The sequence below is a fragment of the Chryseobacterium wanjuense genome, from assembly GCF_900111495.1.
GTDB lineage: Bacteria > Bacteroidota > Bacteroidia > Flavobacteriales > Weeksellaceae > Chryseobacterium > Chryseobacterium wanjuense.
Genome location: NZ_FOIU01000001.1, coordinates 1824432 through 1842106, shown reverse-complemented (window position 1 = coordinate 1842106; position 17675 = coordinate 1824432). Strand labels below are relative to the sequence as shown.

The 17675-nt window shown below is 35.4% G+C and carries 14 protein-coding genes; all 14 read left to right on the top strand.

Going from position 1 to position 17675, the window contains the following annotated elements; translation table 11 throughout:
- Positions 1–16: 16 nt before the first annotated feature.
- Positions 17–985 (top strand): heme-binding domain-containing protein, encoded by a 969-nt coding sequence (locus BMX24_RS08320; protein ID WP_089791565.1) that lies wholly within the window; start codon positions 17–19, stop codon positions 983–985.
- Complete coding sequence (locus tag BMX24_RS08315; protein ID WP_089791564.1) at positions 982–1452, top strand: hypothetical protein; 471 nt, start codon at positions 982–984, stop codon at positions 1450–1452. The genes BMX24_RS08320 and BMX24_RS08315 overlap by 4 nt, the downstream gene beginning before the upstream one ends.
- A 199-nt stretch (positions 1453–1651) precedes the next feature.
- The gene (locus BMX24_RS08310; protein ID WP_089791563.1) at positions 1652–2959 is read left to right on the top strand and encodes a TolC family protein; all 1308 of its coding nucleotides are present in this window, start codon (positions 1652–1654) and stop codon (positions 2957–2959) included.
- Positions 2960–3196: 237 nt separating this feature from the next.
- Complete coding sequence (locus tag BMX24_RS08305; protein ID WP_089791562.1) at positions 3197–4285, top strand: efflux RND transporter periplasmic adaptor subunit; 1089 nt, start codon at positions 3197–3199, stop codon at positions 4283–4285.
- A gap of 90 nt (positions 4286–4375) precedes the next feature.
- Positions 4376–7582, top strand: coding sequence for an efflux RND transporter permease subunit (locus tag BMX24_RS08300; protein ID WP_089791561.1), 3207 nt, complete (start codon positions 4376–4378; stop codon positions 7580–7582).
- A 347-nt stretch (positions 7583–7929) separates the two neighbouring features.
- Positions 7930–8205: a hypothetical protein gene (locus BMX24_RS08295; protein WP_089791560.1), complete on the top strand. Its 276-nt coding sequence runs from the start codon at positions 7930–7932 to the stop codon at positions 8203–8205.
- A 41-nt stretch (positions 8206–8246) separates the two neighbouring features.
- The gene (locus BMX24_RS21285; protein ID WP_185116622.1) at positions 8247–8489 is read left to right on the top strand and encodes a hypothetical protein; all 243 of its coding nucleotides are present in this window, start codon (positions 8247–8249) and stop codon (positions 8487–8489) included.
- 21 nt (positions 8490–8510) lie between these two features.
- Complete coding sequence (locus tag BMX24_RS21280; RefSeq protein ID WP_089791558.1) at positions 8511–8753, top strand: hypothetical protein; 243 nt, start codon at positions 8511–8513, stop codon at positions 8751–8753.
- A 53-nt stretch (positions 8754–8806) separates the two neighbouring features.
- Positions 8807–9982: a zinc metalloprotease gene (locus tag BMX24_RS08280; RefSeq protein WP_089791557.1), complete on the top strand. Its 1176-nt coding sequence runs from the start codon at positions 8807–8809 to the stop codon at positions 9980–9982.
- Positions 9982–11301, top strand: coding sequence for a radical SAM/SPASM domain-containing protein (locus BMX24_RS08275; protein WP_089791556.1), 1320 nt, complete (start codon positions 9982–9984; stop codon positions 11299–11301). Before BMX24_RS08280 ends, BMX24_RS08275 begins: the two co-directional genes overlap by 1 nt.
- Before the next feature lie 4 nt (positions 11302–11305).
- Complete coding sequence (locus tag BMX24_RS08270) at positions 11306–13255, top strand: prenyltransferase/squalene oxidase repeat-containing protein (protein ID WP_139176791.1); 1950 nt, start codon at positions 11306–11308, stop codon at positions 13253–13255.
- Between the two features lie 2 nt (positions 13256–13257).
- On the top strand, positions 13258–13530 hold the full coding sequence (locus BMX24_RS08265) for a hypothetical protein (protein ID WP_185116621.1): 273 nt from the start codon (positions 13258–13260) through the stop codon (positions 13528–13530).
- Positions 13531–13628: 98 nt separating this feature from the next.
- Positions 13629–16112 carry a TonB-dependent receptor domain-containing protein gene (locus BMX24_RS08260; RefSeq protein ID WP_089791554.1) on the top strand — a complete coding sequence of 828 codons (2484 nt, stop codon included), beginning with the start codon at positions 13629–13631 and terminating at the stop codon, positions 16110–16112.
- Between the two features lie 535 nt (positions 16113–16647).
- Positions 16648–17667 carry a LacI family DNA-binding transcriptional regulator gene (locus BMX24_RS08255; protein ID WP_089791553.1) on the top strand — a complete coding sequence of 340 codons (1020 nt, stop codon included), beginning with the start codon at positions 16648–16650 and terminating at the stop codon, positions 17665–17667.
- Positions 17668–17675: the final 8 nt, after the last annotated feature.

The following is a 17675-nucleotide window of genomic DNA, read 5'->3' as shown; positions in this document are numbered from 1 at the left end:
TTAAACTCATTCTTTTATGAAAAATAAGAATATATTTGTCTTGGTTTTGTTTGGGATATTTATCGGATTACAGTTTTTTAGTCCTGAAAAAATTGATCATGGAACGAATACTCCCAACCTTATGAATGTCCCCCAAGATGTTAATACCATTTTGAGGACTTCATGTTTTGATTGCCATTCTTCGGAAACCCACCTTCGATGGTATGATAAAATTACTCCGGCTAATTTTTTGGTCAACTCTCACATCAAAGAGGGCAGGGAGGCACTGGATTTTTCAAAATGGAATACATGGCCGAAGGCACAGAGGATTTCAACAATGTATTACTCTATGAATAAAATTCTCTCCGGCGAAATGCCAATCCCGAGCTACTCGGCGGTACATTCGTCTGCAAAATTAGATGATAAACAGATTGAAATTCTTAAAAAGTATGTACTGTCACTTTCCCCAAGAAAACCTGCAGAAAATCTGCAACTACAGTCTGCAGAGCAGCAGTATAATTTATGGATTAAAGGAGAATTAAAGAAATCTGCTGTAAAACCTTCACCGAACGGACTCAATTATATTCCTGATTACAGAAACTGGAAAGCCGTCAGTACGACAGATCGTTTTGATAACGGAACCATGCGCATTATTTTCGGAAATGATATTGCCGTAAAGGCGATCCGGAATAAAAACACAAATCCATGGCCAGATGGAACGGTTTTCGCAAAAACAGCCTGGAAACAATTGATAAAGCAGGATGGTAGTATTTCAACAGGTGAATTTCTTCAGGTCGAATTTATGGTAAAAGATGCAGAAAAGTATAAAAAGACTAAAGGATGGGGATGGGGAAGATGGAAGGGAAATGATCTTAAGCCTTATGGAGAAACACATGACTTTGATAATGAATGTATTGAATGCCACAAGCCGATGACGAATCGGGATTATGTTTTTACTTCACCTTTATACTTGATTTCTCAACTTACAAAAATTAAGAAACAATGAAAACACTTTTGAAATTGGTATTTATATCCGTCATAATAGTTTCTTGCGGTCAAAAAAAGACGGGAACACTAAACATTCCGGCATCTGTACAGCAAAATGATGAATTGCCTGAAAATCCTTTACTGATGAATGCAATTACATCATCAGTCCAGCCGAAAGAAGGTACTATGTCAACTTTGTATGGAAATGAGATCGCTTTTAATTACGCTCAGAAAAACACAGGTGCAAACTACCCTCCCGGTACGGTTCTTTACGAAGTGACCTGGAAACAAAAGCCTGATGAGGTCTGGTTGGGAGGAAATATTCCTAAAAGTATTTACTCCGTGGAAAGAATTGTTTTTAATGATTCCGGTGTGATTTATGAAAAATATCAAGGTAAACCTTTAAAGCGGATTACAGGAAACATAGCCGATAAGGATTCAAGGAAAGACTTTATTATTTCACAGAAAATGGCAGTCTCACCATAATAGGAGATAAAAGTAACTCCCATGAATGTGCACATTGAGGTTTTTCATAATGCTTAACAGTCATTTGTTTTGAAATTACTTTATATTATTACCGCCTCTGCAGGCGGTTTTTTATGTTTTTTTAGAAAAATCCCCTTATGTGATAAAGGTTACTGTACAAGAGATTCCATCCATCTAATTTTGCTTTAAAATTAGAGAAATGAGAAAAATAACCATACTTATTTTATTATTCACAGCATATTCCGAAGCTTTTTCACAGGAGATTATTCCTATTTCCAAAGCGGATCTGGAAAATAAACTTATTGATAATAATCTTCAGGTAAAAATGGTAAAAAAGGAGGCCGAGCTTGCCAAAGCCGAACTTTTGGCAACCAGAGCAATGTACCTGCCGAATGTGAATGCATCATACACTTTTTCCAACACGAATAATCCGTTGTATGCATTCGGTTCAAAGCTCAATCAGGAAAGAATAACGATGATGGATTTTAATCCTGATCATCTGAACAATCCGAAAAGTATCTCCAATTTTGCAACAAAAATAGAAGTGCAGCAGCCGATCATCAATATGGATGCGGTGTATCAGAAAAAGGCAGGACAGGTAAAAGCAGATGTTCTGAACATCAAAACGGAAAGAACCAAAGAATATGTTCAGTTTGAGCTGAAAAAATCGTATATGATGCTTCAGCTGGCGTATAAAATGCTTGAAACTCTAGAAAACGCAAAGCAAACAACCCTCGCCAACAAAAAAGTCATCGACAACTATTACAAAAACGGAATGATCCAGAAATCTGAAGTTCTGTATATGGATGTGCGCATCAGTGAGATAGAAAGTCAGATTCAGACGGCAAAATCCAACATCAGAAACGCTTCCGATTACGTATACTTTCTTTTGGATGAAAACTCAGAAAACAAAATTCTGAAACCCACAGAAAGCCTGGAATACACAGAAGGCATTTCAAATTCTGAAACCAGGCTCAATCAGAACCGTAAAGATTTGCAGGCTTACTACAAATCACTTGAAGCTTACGATTGGTTGATAAAATCATCAAAAGCAAAATTTCTTCCCAAGCTCAATGCGTTCGGAAGCTTTGAAATGTATGACCATAAAGTGGCACAGTTCAATGCCAACGGATACTTAGCAGGAATTCAGCTTTCCTGGAATGTCTTTGACGGGCTTAAATCAAAAAGTGAACAGGAAAAATACAAAGCAGAGCGTTCAAAAGCACAGACCGAAATCGAACAGTATTCCAAACAAAGCCAACTGGAACTTAATAAAGCCAGCCGACAGATTGAAGATGCCATCTCTAAGGTAAATTTCACAAAACAAGCCTGGGAACAGAGTAAGGAAGCATACAGAATTCGTAAAAACCGTTATGATCAGGGCTTGGAAAAATCGGCCGACTTGCTTTCTGCAGAGACTCTGATGTCCCAAAAAGAACTTGAGTACCAGCAGGCTGTTTTCGAGTATAATGTAGCTTGGGAATATCAGCAGTTTTTAGAAAAATAATTTTTAGGAGCAATTCCCGCTGTCCACTGTATCTTTTTTGTCATTGCGAACAAAGTGAAGCAATCCCTTAAACTTTCAGTCAATCGCAATAACAAAAAAGGATGCCGTTCCCATCGGGGCTAATGATCATATTCCGCCAAAAAACCTATAGGGTTTGAAAAAAAATAATCTAAAGAGTTTAGCAACAATCATCGCAGGTGAAAACTGTGGAAACAAATAAAAAGAAAAAATTTAATAATGAAAACATACCTTTATTCAACCTTGATTCTCAGTGCGATTCTGATGGGAAGCTGTTCCTCAGACGAAAAAAAATCCGCTCAGAATTCCGATGCGCCAATTGCAGTCACAGTAAGCCGTACGACAGCAGGTTCAGAAGGCTCATCCGCTACAGCAAGCGGAAAACTGGTTGCCAAAAATTCAGTCAATGTTTCTACCCGAATGATGGGATATATCACATCCATGAAGGCAGAAGTGGGACAAAACGTAAGTGCAGGTCAACTTTTGGTAAGCATCAACGCAGCAGATATTCAGGCAAAAGGCGGACAGGCTTCTGCACAGATCTCCCAGGCGCAGGCCAGCTATAATATTGCCAAAAAAGATTATGAAAGATTCCAAAATCTTTATAAATCCCAAAGTGCATCACAGAAAGAGCTTGACGATATGAGAGCCCGTTACGAAATGGCACAGGCAGGATTGCAGGCCGCACAGCAGATGAAAAATGAAGTCAATGCACAATATCGTTATACCCATGTTACAGCTCCTATTTCCGGAACTATTACGGAAAAATTTGCAGAACAGGGTGATATGGCAAGTCCCGGAATGCCTTTACTTACGATAGAATCAGCATCGTCTTTACAGGCACAGGTTCTGGTTTCCGAGCAGAATATCGCCATGATTTCCAACGGAATGCCTGTTGATGTCACTTTAAAATCGATGAACAGAACTGTTTCAGGAACGGTGTCGGAAATCAGCAAATCGGCAGCGAATACTGGCGGGCAGTATATGGTGAAAATCAATATTCATAATGCTTCGGATCTACTTCCGGGAATGTTTGTCAACGTACAGTTTCCTTTCAAAGCATCAGGAAAAATCAATCAGAATTTCCAGGAAAGTATGATGATTCCTAAAACTGCTTTGGTGGAAAACGGCCAGCTTACAGGTGTTTATGTGGTAAGCTCACAAAATACGGCCATTTTAAGATGGCTGAAGACAGGGAAAACAATTGGAGATCAGATTGAAATCCTGTCAGGCTTAAGTTCAAAAGAATCGTACATCGTTTCTTCAACAGGAAAATTGTATAACGGAGCAAAAGTTCAGGTAAAATAGTGTAACAATATATCAGTGTAGCAATTTACCAATGAAAATCATTGTTACACTGTTAGATTGGTTCATTGTTACATTAAAAAAATATTTTTTATGGAAAAAGGATTCGCAGGACGTATCGCAGAATTTTTCATCAATTCAAAATTAACTATTCTGTTGATGGTGGGTTTAATGATTATCGGAGTATACAGTTCCACATTAATACCAAGAGAAGAAGAACCGCAGATTATCATCCCAATGGCGGATGTAATGGTCGGTTATCCCGGAGCTAGCCCCAAAGAAGTGGAAAGTCGTGTGGTAAAACCTCTGGAAAAAATTATTTCCAATATCAAAGGGGTAGAACACATTCACTCGATGGCAATGAACGGACAGGCCATGATTATCGTTCAGTTTTATGTAGGAGAAGACACGGAACGTTCTTATGTAAAGCTTTATGATGAGCTAATGAAGAACAAGAATATCTTTCCGAAAGGCGTAATGGAACCGATGGTGAAAACCCGTTCCATTGATGATGTCCCAATGCTCGGACTGACTTTGTGGAGTGATAATCCCAATTATAATGATTTTCAGCTCCGCCAGATAGGAGAGGAATTATCTTCTGAAATCAAAAAAATAAAAGATGTTTCCCTCACCAAAACAATCGGAGGAAGAAACCGCCAGCTGCAGGTGATTTTAGATAAAGATAAAATGGCTGAACTGAATGTAGACCCACTTTCTGTAATGCAGATGATTCAGGCCAATAACGGAAGTTCCCAATCCGGGAAATTTGATTCAGGCGATTCGGAATATCTTTTGACAACAGGGCAATTTCTGAACTCTGCTGAAAATGTGGAAAACCTCGTTATCGGGACTTCACAGAATATGCCGGTGTATCTGAAACAGGTAGCTGCTATCAAAGATGGTGCTTCTGATCCTGCCAATTATGTAAGCTTCGGATATGGAAATGCGGTAGAAAACGGTAAAAAATTTAAATCAGAATATCCTGCGGTTACCGTTTCGGTTTCCAAGGTAAAAGGCGCTGATGCCATGAAAATCTCTGAACAAATTCTTACGAAAGTGGAAGAACTTAAGAAGAATCTGGTTCCAAATGATGTACATGTAGAAGTCACCAGAAATTACGGAGAAACTGCTTCCCACAAAGTTTCAGAATTATTGATGCACCTTGGCGTTGCAATTCTTGCGGTAACCCTTCTGGTAATGCTGGCAATGGGATGGAGAGGCGGTTTGGTTGTTTTCTTTTCTGTCCCGTTGACCTTTGCTTTAACCTTATTCAGTTATTATATTTTAGGATATACGCTCAACAGGATTACGCTTTTTGCATTGGTTTTTGTGGTAGGGATTGTGGTGGATGACAGCATTATTATCGCTGAAAATATGCACAGGCATTTTCATATGAAAAAGCTGCCGTTTAAACAGGCGGCAATTTATGCCATTAATGAAGTGGGAAATCCTACAATTTTAGCAACATTTACGGTAATTGCGGCGATTCTGCCAATGGCTTTTGTAAGTGGGATGATGGGACCTTATATGTCGCCGATGCCGATCGGGGCTTCTATTGCGATGCTGCTTTCACTTTTTGTGGCATTAACGGTTACGCCGTATCTAGGGTATCATTTATTAAAGGTAAAAGATGAGCAACATCATCAAGAAGAGCAGGGGCTGGAAACTGGCAGGATTTATAAGATCTACAAGAAAATTGAACAGCCGCTTTTAGATTCAAAATCAAAAAGATGGACGATGATGGCGATTACGGTTGTTTTGCTGCTGATTTCCATAGTTGCATTTTTCACCAAATGGGTGGCTGTAAAAATGCTTCCTTTTGATAATAAAAATGAAATTCAGGTGGTGATCGATATGCCGGAAGGAACAACGCTGGAAAGAACTTCGGCTGTTACGCAGGATATTGCACAATACCTGAAAACCGTTCCGGAAGTGGTGAATTACCAGAACTATATTGGCTCTTCGGCTCCGATTACATTTAACGGATTGGTTCGTCATTATGATATGCGTGGAAACAGCAATACTGCTGATATTCAGGTGAACCTTCTACATAAAGAAGACCGTGATGCGCAGAGCCACGATGTTGCCAAGAATATCCGTCCTGAAATTCAGAAAATAGCTGCAAAATACGGAGCTAATGTAAAAATAGTGGAAGTTCCGCCGGGACCGCCTGTTCTTTCAACGATTGTAGCAGAAATCTACGGACCTGATTATAAAGGGCAGATAAAAGTAGCCAAACAGGTTGAAGATATTCTGAAGAAAACCGATGATGTAGTTGATATTGACTGGATGGTAGAAGCGCCGCAGAAAGAATTCAAGCTCGTTCCTGATAAAGAAAAAGCAATGCTGAACGGGGTTGCACCACAGCAGATTGTAGGAAATATGACCTATCTGATGGGCGAGTATCCGATTGGAAATCTGTACGACGAAAAATCCAACGATCCTGTGGATATTGTCATGAAACTGAAAAATGCTGATAAGACGAATATTCAGGAGATTACAGGATTAAAAATCAAAGGACAGATGGGGATGGTTCCAGCAGGTGACCTTGTAAAAGTAGAAGAAAAAGAACTGGATAAAACCATTTACAGAAAAGACCAAAAGAGAGTAGTGTATGTTCTTGCTGATATGGCAGGAAAACTTGAAAGTCCGGCTTACGCCATTCTTGGAATGGAGGAAAAGCTTAAAAAAATCCAGCTTCCAAATGGTTATTCGATGAACGAATTGTATATGAATCAGCCTGAAGATGAAAGCAATTATACCGTGAAATGGGACGGAGAATGGCAGATTACGCTGGAAGTTTTCCGTGATCTGGGAACCGCTTTCGCTGTTGTTATCATTATTATTTATATGCTGATTGTCGGATGGTTTCAGAATTTTAAAACACCGATTGTCATGATGGTTGCGATTCCTCTTTCACTCATTGGAATTGTATTGGGACACTGGTTGTTAGGCGCATTCTTCACAGCAACATCTTTTATCGGAATGATTGCTCTTGCAGGTGTAATGGTAAGAAATTCCGTTCTTTTGATCGACTTTATAGAAATTCGTCTAAAGGAAGGTATTCCTCTGAAACAAGCCATTATTGAAGCGGGAGCAGTAAGAACAACCCCGATTTTATTGACAACAGGAGCAGTAGTAATTGGAGCCGTCATTATCCTTTTTGATCCTATTTTTCAGGGACTGGCCATTTCACTGGTGTTCGGAGCGATTGTTTCAACCTTGCTTACACTGATTGTGGTGCCGTTGGTTTACTATATTACAGAAAAGAAGAAATGGGAGAAAAATACACTGAAATGACTTTTAATTGATGTTAATGATTTTAAATATTAAAATAAAAATTTTGCGCCTTTAAATTAGAAAAAACAGCAATTCAAAGAAATTTATACTACATCAATAAAATGTAAATAAATATTTTTTAAATTTTTTTATTAATGAATTTTGAAATTTTACAAAACTAAAATGCATAAACTTGATAGATAATTCATAAAGTGTTGAAATATTAAAAAAAATACCAGACTTTTAATGAATATTATTAAATGTTTTATGTTTAATGTTATGTGAAAATTTTTATCAATTTATTTTGTTATTAGGTAAATATTTATATTTTTGTTATTAAACTAATTAAATCATTAAACAAAATTAATATGAAAAAACCAGATTCTTTGGAAAAAACAAATGAGTTCAACATTGAAGAACTTGAAGAAAGACTAGAGCTAGGCAGCTGGGTTGGAGGTGATGGTGGCAGCGGCGGAAATGGTGGAAACGGCTGCTGTCATAATGACGGCTGTAACTGCGGAGACGGGCCGAATACCGGTGGAGATGGCGGAAGCGGCGGAAACGGCGGAAACGGCACCATTGGAACATCTACAACCACGACAACTACAACAATACAACCCGCCAACATAATCAGATCAATATAATTACAAAACATATTATTAACTAATAATTTAAATTAATTACTATGAAAAAAGAAATTAAAATTCAGGAACTAGAAGAAAGATTAGAATTAGGCAGCTGGGTAGGCGGCGAAGGCGGTAGCGGAGGACAAGGCGGAAATGCCGGGACACAAACCGGAAATGGCGGAAACGGAGGTAATGGTGGAAGCGGAGGAGATGGAACAATTGGGATCGACGTAGGTGGAAGTCCTAAACCATCAACACCGGCACCCACTACAACTACAACAACAATACAGCCAGCAAACTAATACATTAAATTAATTAATACTATGAAAAAAGAAATTAAAATTCAGGAACTAGAAGAAAGATTAGAGTTAGGCAGTTGGGTAGGTGGAGAAGGCGGACAAGGAGGAAACGGAGGCCAGGCCGGAACAGTAAGTGGTAACGGTGGTAATGGTGGTAATGGAGGTAACGGTGGAGATGGTACTATTGGTGTAGATATAGGTGGGGGTACAAAGCCAACAACACCGGCACCAACAACTACTACAACGACAATACAGCCAGCTAATTAAAAAATATAATTTTAATTCTAAACCACTTATTTTTAATAATAAGTGGCTTTTTTATGAATATAGAAAATCTAATACCTGAAATCCATAATTCTTTTTCTGTGGTAGAAAAAGAGAAAGGAAATGTTTTACTGATAATCACTCTCGACAAAAGCCACAATGCGTATTTGTATTGTGATGAACAGGTTTTGCATATATTAGAACTTATTGACGGAAGCAATTCTTTGTTGATGATTCAAGAAAAGTTAAAAGCTATTCATGATATTGACCTGTCTGTAGAAGCATTAAATGATATCATTTTTAAAAAACTGGCAAAATTAACTTCTGATGAAGTCTATAGAAAGTCTAAAAATTCATATCTGCTTCTGAAAATAACTTTAATCAAATCAAAATATGTAGAATTTATTTCTAAGTATTTGTCATTTATATTTAAAAATAAAAACTTTGTCATATTTTCTTTCATTTTCAATATCATATTTTGTGTAGGGTTTTTGTATAGTGGAGTGCATAATTTTAAGCTCGATTCTCAAAAAATATATATTTTACCCCTGACAATGGCTGTTACACTCTTGCTTCACGAATTCGGGCATGCCATTTCCTGCCGTTCTTATGGTGCAAAGCATGGAGATATCGGTTTCGGATTCTATTTGCTGACTCCGGTTTTGTATGCGGATGTGACGGATGTGTGGAAGCTGTCTAGAAAAGAAAGGGTAATCGTGGATATTGCAGGAATGTATATGGAAAGCCTATTGGTATTAGCCTTAATCTTCCTTTATATTATTACAGGAAATCCCCTGTTTTATTATTGTTCTTCTGTGATTGTCTTTAATACATTGGTTAATATTAATCCGTTTTTAAGATTTGATGGATATTGGATTCTTTCGGATATTACCAATACGTACAATTTACGGGCAAAAGCCAATGAACAATTATTTAAGTTTATTTCATTAAAAGATGTAAAACTTACGGCAAATAAAGCTTTTTTAGTAGTGTACGGATTATTGAGCAATTTATTCCTGCTTTGGTTTTTATATTATGTTTCAAAATATATGTTTGTGGATCTGTTTAAGTTTCCGCTTAACTTGTATTACTACATTAAAAACTGGTTCTGGCAGACAGAAAATCATATTACTTTTTGGCAGATTTCGTTACCGTTGGCTTTTTATTTCATTGTTTTCTCACAAGTGAAATCATTATCCAGATATATAAAATTAAAAACTAAAAAAGCATAATGGAAGTACAAACTCTTGTATTATCAAAATATATAGCTGCTACGGAACATGATGACGGAATAATTGTTTTCTCTACCAAAACCGGGAAAATAATAAAGATTTCTGAGATTGTATGGGAATACCTGAACAATGAAAGCATTCATAAACTGCCGGCTGACATAAGAGAATATCTGGAAAATAATCAGATTCTGGTAGACGCTGGACGAGATGAATTTACTGAAATACTGAACCAAAATGAAATGATAAATAGTAACATTACGACGCTTTATGAGGTTATTCAGCCTTCGGCTTATTGCCAGATGGGATGTTTCTATTGTGGGCAAAATCATCAGAATATTAATTTAAATGAAAAAAATATCCTAAGTATTGTCAATAGAATAGAGGAAAAAATAGAAACCAATGCATTCAAAGCCCTTAAAATTGGATGGTTTGGAGCCGAACCTCTGATAGGCATGGCCAGTATGCGTGAGATAACAAGTCGCCTGAAAGAGATCTGCGAAAGAGCTAATATCGGGTATAGTGCAAAAATTATTACAAACGGATTAAAATTAACTGAAACTGTTTTTACCGAATTATGTAATACCCTCTTTGTGGATTCTATAGAAATTACAATAGACGGCACTGAGGATACGCACAATGAAAGAAGAAATCTTAAAAATAGTGACAAAGGAACTTTCAGTACAATTATTAGAAATTTAGAAAAGATCTTACAACTGAGGTCAGAGAATAATTATAATGTTAAAATCAGTATCAGATGCAATGTTGATCAGGTAAATCAGGATACGGTGATACCATTGATCAATTTTTTAAATGAGAAGCAGATTTTGCAGCATGTTAAATTTTACACGGCAAAAATCCATGAGTGGGGTGATAAAAGTAATGACGAGGTTCTCACTTTTGATTATCCGAATCAGGAAATATTTTGGCTGAAGAAATTAATAGAGAACGAAAAAGCGGTTCCCTTGCTGCCGAACAGAGTGTATAATGTTTGTTTGGCTACGAGAAAAAATTCATTTGTATATGATGCTTATGGGAATACTTTCAAGTGTACGGAAATCCCATATATTAATAATGATACGCAATCTGAGTTCTTTTTAGGAAAACTGAATCAGGATACAATTAATGATCTGGATTTTGCTGCGACTTGGGAGTCAGACATCAAAGCTGGGAAAAGTTATTGCCTTACATGTAATTTTTTTCCGGTATGTGGCGGCGCATGCCCAAAGTCATGGATGGAAGGAAATATTCCGTGCCCATCTTTCAAATATAATATGCCGGAACGTCTAAGGCTATATTATGACACAATTAAAAAAAACTAATCACATGGTAGATAAAAAGATTATAACTAAATTATTGGATTCTCTGAAGGCAGAGGTTTATAATTCTGAGATATTGAATCTGGAATATATCTATGAGCAGTTTAAGAAAAACCCTTCCATATATTTATTTTATCCATATCTCTTTACACAATCTTTTGATGTAAAGGATAGTAAAGAGCTTGAAAAGCTTTCCGTTGCGGGTTTTTTGTATTATTTGAGCTTGTTGCAGTCTGATTATTTGATTGATAATAAAAGAGAAAAAGACAGCAAATTCATCAAAGAAAAGATTTTTTTAATCGAGGCACTCACGGAACAATCTATAAAGATTTTATCGGATCTTTTTGAGTATCATTCTGATTTCTGGAGTTTCTGGAATAAAAGAAAAAAAGAATATCACGAAAGTATTTTAGAAGAATCGGCCGGTTCCTACGATGATTTTGATGTAGAAAATTACCAAAAAATCGCGGCCAATAAATCGGCTTTTGCTAAGGTAGCGATCGATTCCTGCTATCTGATGGGCGATAAAAAAAGTGATGATTTGTATGACAGACTTTTAAAGTCCCACACCTTTTTTTCCATTGGCTTTCAAATTTTGGATGACATCTCGGATATTAGAGAAGATTTTAACAATAATCAGATCAATTATGCTATTTACGTTGCAAAGAAAAATAATCTTTTAATAGATTCTGAACAGATTGAAAGCGACATCAAGTATTTTTATTACAGTGATTTGATTTTAAATATTTTTGAGGAAGCTTTTAATTATTTTGATCTGGCAATAGAAAGTCTGGGAAGCTATAAAGATAAATGTGAACTGTGGATTAATGTAATTAAATACAAAAAGCTCGAAAATGTACAAAAGATCCAGACCATCAAGCTTTATCAAAATGTTAATGCACAATTAGCAAATCAGTCTGCCGTTAAAATTAATAATGTAGGAAATGACTTAAAAACTAGTATTGATACAGCTATTGATAACTCGATCAATTATATTTTGTCGAGTTTTAATTCTGAGTATTGGGAAGACTATATTACCCAGGCTGGTGTCAGCTCTTATTGGGCTACATCATTTATTGGAACACACTTGAAGCCCCTGGAAAATGAATATCCGGAAATCGGTAAAATTTTAAATAAGGCTAAAAATTATATACGGAATAATAAAAGTCCGCTTTGGTCTTTTAATGAACAATGGAGTGTAGAAGACGCTGATACAAGCAATTTCTGTTTTCTTTTCCTGGGAGATGAGCTCAAAGAGGAGAGTGCCGGTAAGCTGGAAAAATGGTTTACTTATCAGAATGAGGATGGAGGATTTTCAACGTATAATGATGATAATAATCTTCGCAAATACTTTTCTCAGGAAAATTACTTTTCCTACGACGGGTGGACTCAGTCACATTTTTGTGTAAGTTCTGTTGCGCTGCATGTGTTGTACGATCATAAAGATACCTACCAGGATAGATGGCAGAAATTAAACAGCTACATAACAGATAAATTGAAAAAAGATTCATTTGATTCATACTGGTGGACGGATGAAATCTACAGTATTTATTATATATCCACGATATCTCATCTTGTAAATTTTCCGGATGATGTGATTAAAAATAAATTAAAAAAATTATCTTTATGTCAGAATGAAAACGGTAGTTTTTCAGATTTTTTCGGAGAAAATTTATTTTATACAGGATTGGCTCTGGTAAGTTTATCAACAGCCGGTCTCTTCCAAAAAAATGTAGAAAACGGTATCATGTATTTGCTGCAAAATCAATATACTGACGGCTCATGGGAAAACAGCAATTCCCTGAAAATTCCCAGACCGGAAATTGTGACTCCTGAAATTTCTAATTTTGATCATGTTAAAACTTTCGGGACCAATGTAAGAGCAATGGAGTTTAAAAGATTATTTACGACTTCAGTGTGTCTAAATGCTTTATACAAACTAAAAAATATTATATAATTATGAAAACAATTAAAATTGAAGAATTAGAAGAAAGATTGGAGTTAGGATCATGGAATTCCTCTAACGATGGTAAAGACGGCGAAAAAGGCAAGGACGGTGAGAGTGGAAAAGATGGCGAAAATGGAAAAGGAGGACAGGGCGGAAAAGGTGGTGACGGAGCTAATGGAGGAAGAGGAGGAAATGGCGGCAACGGAGGAAATGGTGGTAACGGAGGAAGTGGAGGCAACGGAGGAAATGGGGGGAATGGAGGAAATGGAGGAAATAGTAAATAATTTTACTGTAACCTGCTGTTGAGAATAAGCATCATCACAAATTTATTTGATTGTTTAACATATAGAGAATAAGCTTTTATTCTTTAATAATTTTATTAATGCCAATTAATTCCGTATTTAAAAATATTCTTTTATTATCGCTGATAATTACAGGTATCACAACCTATTCACAGGATCTAAAAGGATCTGATACCGAATTTGCCATAGCAATTTCTAATTGTAAACCGGATAATACTGAAACAAAGGTGTCATATATGGAGGATGATGGCGTCCTCCATTCTCTGTTTTCTTTTTCAGGATGCTCTCATCATGAAAAAATTTCTTTAAAAAACGGAAAATATAAAATTTATATCTCCAAAGCCAATTATCAGCCTGTAATAAAGGAAATTGTTGTTTCTGAAACTGATAGGAAGATTGATGTAAATGCTTCCTTGGAACCTGTCAAAACGATTGAAGGAGTTACGATATCAGGAGTACAGAAGAGGTTTATTAAATCTGAATCGGATAAAACCACTGTCTTTGTCGAAGGTAATGATATTTTGAGCAACGGTTCAGCTTATGAAGCCCTTACCAAAATCCCGGGAGTTATTGTAACGCCAAACGGTTATATTGCACAAAATGGAAAAATCTCTGCGATCTACATGGATGGCGAACCTTCTTCTATTTCAGGTGAAGATCTGAATAATTATTTAAACAGTTTACCCGCAAATTCCATTGAAAAAATCGAGCTGATTTACAGTCCGGGTGCAAAATTTAGCGCCAATACTTCCGGCGGAATTATTAATATTATTACAAAATCAAAGAATACAAAAGGCATTAATGGAAGTATAAATACGGTTAATACTGTCAATCACAATTATAAAAATGCAACATCACTACAACTAAACGGAAAGTACGATGCTGTGTCCTGGCAGTTTTTGACCGGATATTACTATAACGAAGGTGACCAAAGAACGAATGTGAAAAGTATTTACAAATTGCAGAACACAACGCCAGCAATCAACCAGGAGGCTTTAAATCTCTTTTTGTACAGGGGAACTTATGCCAGAACAGGTCTGAAATATACATTCAAGGATAAGTCTAGTATCAACTTAAATTATAATTTTTGGATAAACGGGCATAACCCGTCTACCCATGTGAATATTTTTAGTGAAAATTATACACCTGAAATCAGTAATTCTTCATTGTCGAGTACACACACTAAGAATACCAGCAATGAATTGATTTTAAAATATAAACAGAATTTAGATTCTTTGGGTAATAATTTTCAGTTGACGGCATACGGCCAGGAATTTAATTCTAAATATTTCGGAAATGTTCGGCAATTTAGCACGACCGATTTATATAGTATCATTCAATCTGATAAAAATGTACAAAACTATTATGTGAAAAATGATTGGGAATTTAAGATTAAAAAATATGATTTAAATATATATTTTGGAGGGCGTTATGGTGATTTTCAGGCTGAAAGATTGGGGAGATATAATTTAAATAATCCTGACCCTGTAATTTTTGAAAATATTAATTTTACTTCAGAAATTCCTTTCAACTACAACGAAAAAAATCTCGCGGCTTATATTTCCTTAAACAAAAAAGTCAAAAAATTTGAATTTGGCGGAGGTTTAAGGATGGAATATTATGATATCAGAAGCAAAACAGACCCCAATGAATATATTGTAAAAACAAACTATTTGAAGTTTTTCCCTAATCTTAATATCTTCTATAAAATAAGTACGGATATTAATGTATCCTTGAATTACTCTAAAAAAATCAATCAGCCAAATTATAATGACTTGGACCCAAATATTAATAATTTCAACAATTCTTATTTTCAAACAGTTGGAAATCCTTTTTTGAACCCTGAATTAGTGGATAATTATCAGGCTAAGATCTCCGCATTTGATTATGCGTATCTGTCTTATAACTATTCATTTGAAAGGTCTAAAAACTTAACTGTAATAGAAAATGACGGAAACAGTTTGAATTCCGTACAGACTTTAAAGAGTTTTAGTAATGTAAAAACCTACTCTTTAAATCTGGGATTGCCGATACCTTTTGCACTGTTTACCAAAGGATTAGATTTTTTCAAAAGCGGAAATATCAATCCGGATAAGGTGAGTTTCTTATTTGCTAATTTCGGTTATAATAAAACTGTTTTCGATGATTCCTCTACCTTAGTTCCGTCTAATAAAGCAACATGGAATTTTTATGCGTACTCTCAGATAGTTTTGCCTAAAAATTTTAAGTTTAATGCTTATTACAGCTATATGTCAAAAGGTGTTTTTACTATTTATGATATTAGAAGACCTGTTCAGTCTTTGGAACTTACGCTTTCCAATAAATTTTTCAATAATTCCTTAAACTGTATTTTTTCTGTGCAGAATGCTTTAAATAACAGTGGCTTAAATGCTATGCTGTATAACCGGAATTTAACAACTTCCTATAACAGAATCGACGAGAAAAGAATGTATAGGTTATCTTTAACATATACCTTTGGAAAATATAAAACAACTAAAAATGATGATGTAGACATCAATACGGAAACCAAAAGTGTAGATTCCAGTAAAAGTATTGGAAAATAATAGGAAACAGCAATTGATTTAATCCAGCCACTAAGTTCTGTAAAGGTCAAGCCCTATAATTTTTTGGAAAAGACTTTTACGTATAAAATATACACAAAAACATTTTCCAAAAACCTTGACAGAATAACAAGTTCAGTTCCGTTCAAACCTTCATATTTTAAAGGTAAAACAGATAGATTTAATTACATTATCTAATACAAATTAGTACAGTAAAGATATTTTTAGCAATTTAATAAATGTTTGTCTTTTACAATTAAAACCTCCTTAATATATAAAATTTGGGAGTATTTCAATGTTAAATTTTGTTAATAAATTCCGTTTTGACAAAATTTTACCACCATTTTTCTTGTATTTTTTAATTTATTCGTGTTTTTAAAAATATTTGTATTTTATTGATTATAAATAATTTATCATTAAATCAATACTTGTTTTTCAATATTTTTTGTAACAAAATGTAATTTTTTTTAAAAATGTATTGTTTAATCGGTTAAACAATATATATTTATCCCCATAAGTTTTTAAAAAAGAAACAATCTTGAAAAATAAAGTTCAACTAAAAGATATTGCTCTTGCCGCGGGTGTTTCACCGGCTCTAGCATCTTATGTCATGAACGGCCGCTATGAAAACAGGATAAAAAAAGAAACTGCAGACAAAATAAGAAAAATTGCTGAAGAAATGGGATATGTCCCAAACCAGATTGCCAAAAGCCTTAAGATAAAAAAGACATTTACTATTGGGCTGATGCTTGGGGATATTATGAACCCTTTTTCTTATCATATTGCCCGCATTATAGAAGACGAGGCGAAAAAATACAATTATACCGTAATTTTCGGGAGCTGCGATGAAAACAAAGATCAGTCTAAAAAACTTATGGATACTCTTATTAATAGACAAGTTGACGGATTCATCATTGCGGCAGCAGCAGGTACACAGTCTCAGCTTAAAAGTCTTCAGCAAATGGAGATTCCTTTTATTTTAATAGATCGATATTTTCCTGAAGAAAAATTCAATTATATCACTATTGACAATTATGGTGCGTCCTTCCAGGCGGTTGATCATCTGGCAAAAACCGGAAGGGAAAAAATTGCCATTATAAATTACGAATCAGAGTTGGTGCATTTACAGAACCGTACAAAAGGTTACGTTGATGCTCTAAAAGCCAATAAAATTAAACCTAAACAGGAATGGGTTTGTAATGTGAAAATGCGGGATAATCCTGAAAATATTAAAAATGAGATTGCCGAATTTTTAAAGAACAGAAAATCAATAGATGCATTATTTGTTTCTACAAACGGATTGACACTGCAAACCTTGAAGCTTTTAAACAAACTTGAGATAAAGGTTCCTGATGATTTGGCAATAGTGTGTTTTGACGAGACGGACGCTGTAGAATTATTTTATTCTCCTCTCACTTTTGTAAAACAGCCAATGCAACAGATGGGAAGCCTTGCAGTGCAAACATTGTTAAAACAAGTTGAGAAAAATGACAATCAACTTCATGAAATTGTACTTGAAACAACATTCGTTGTTAATAAATCTTCAGGGGTAGCTTAATTTTTTAT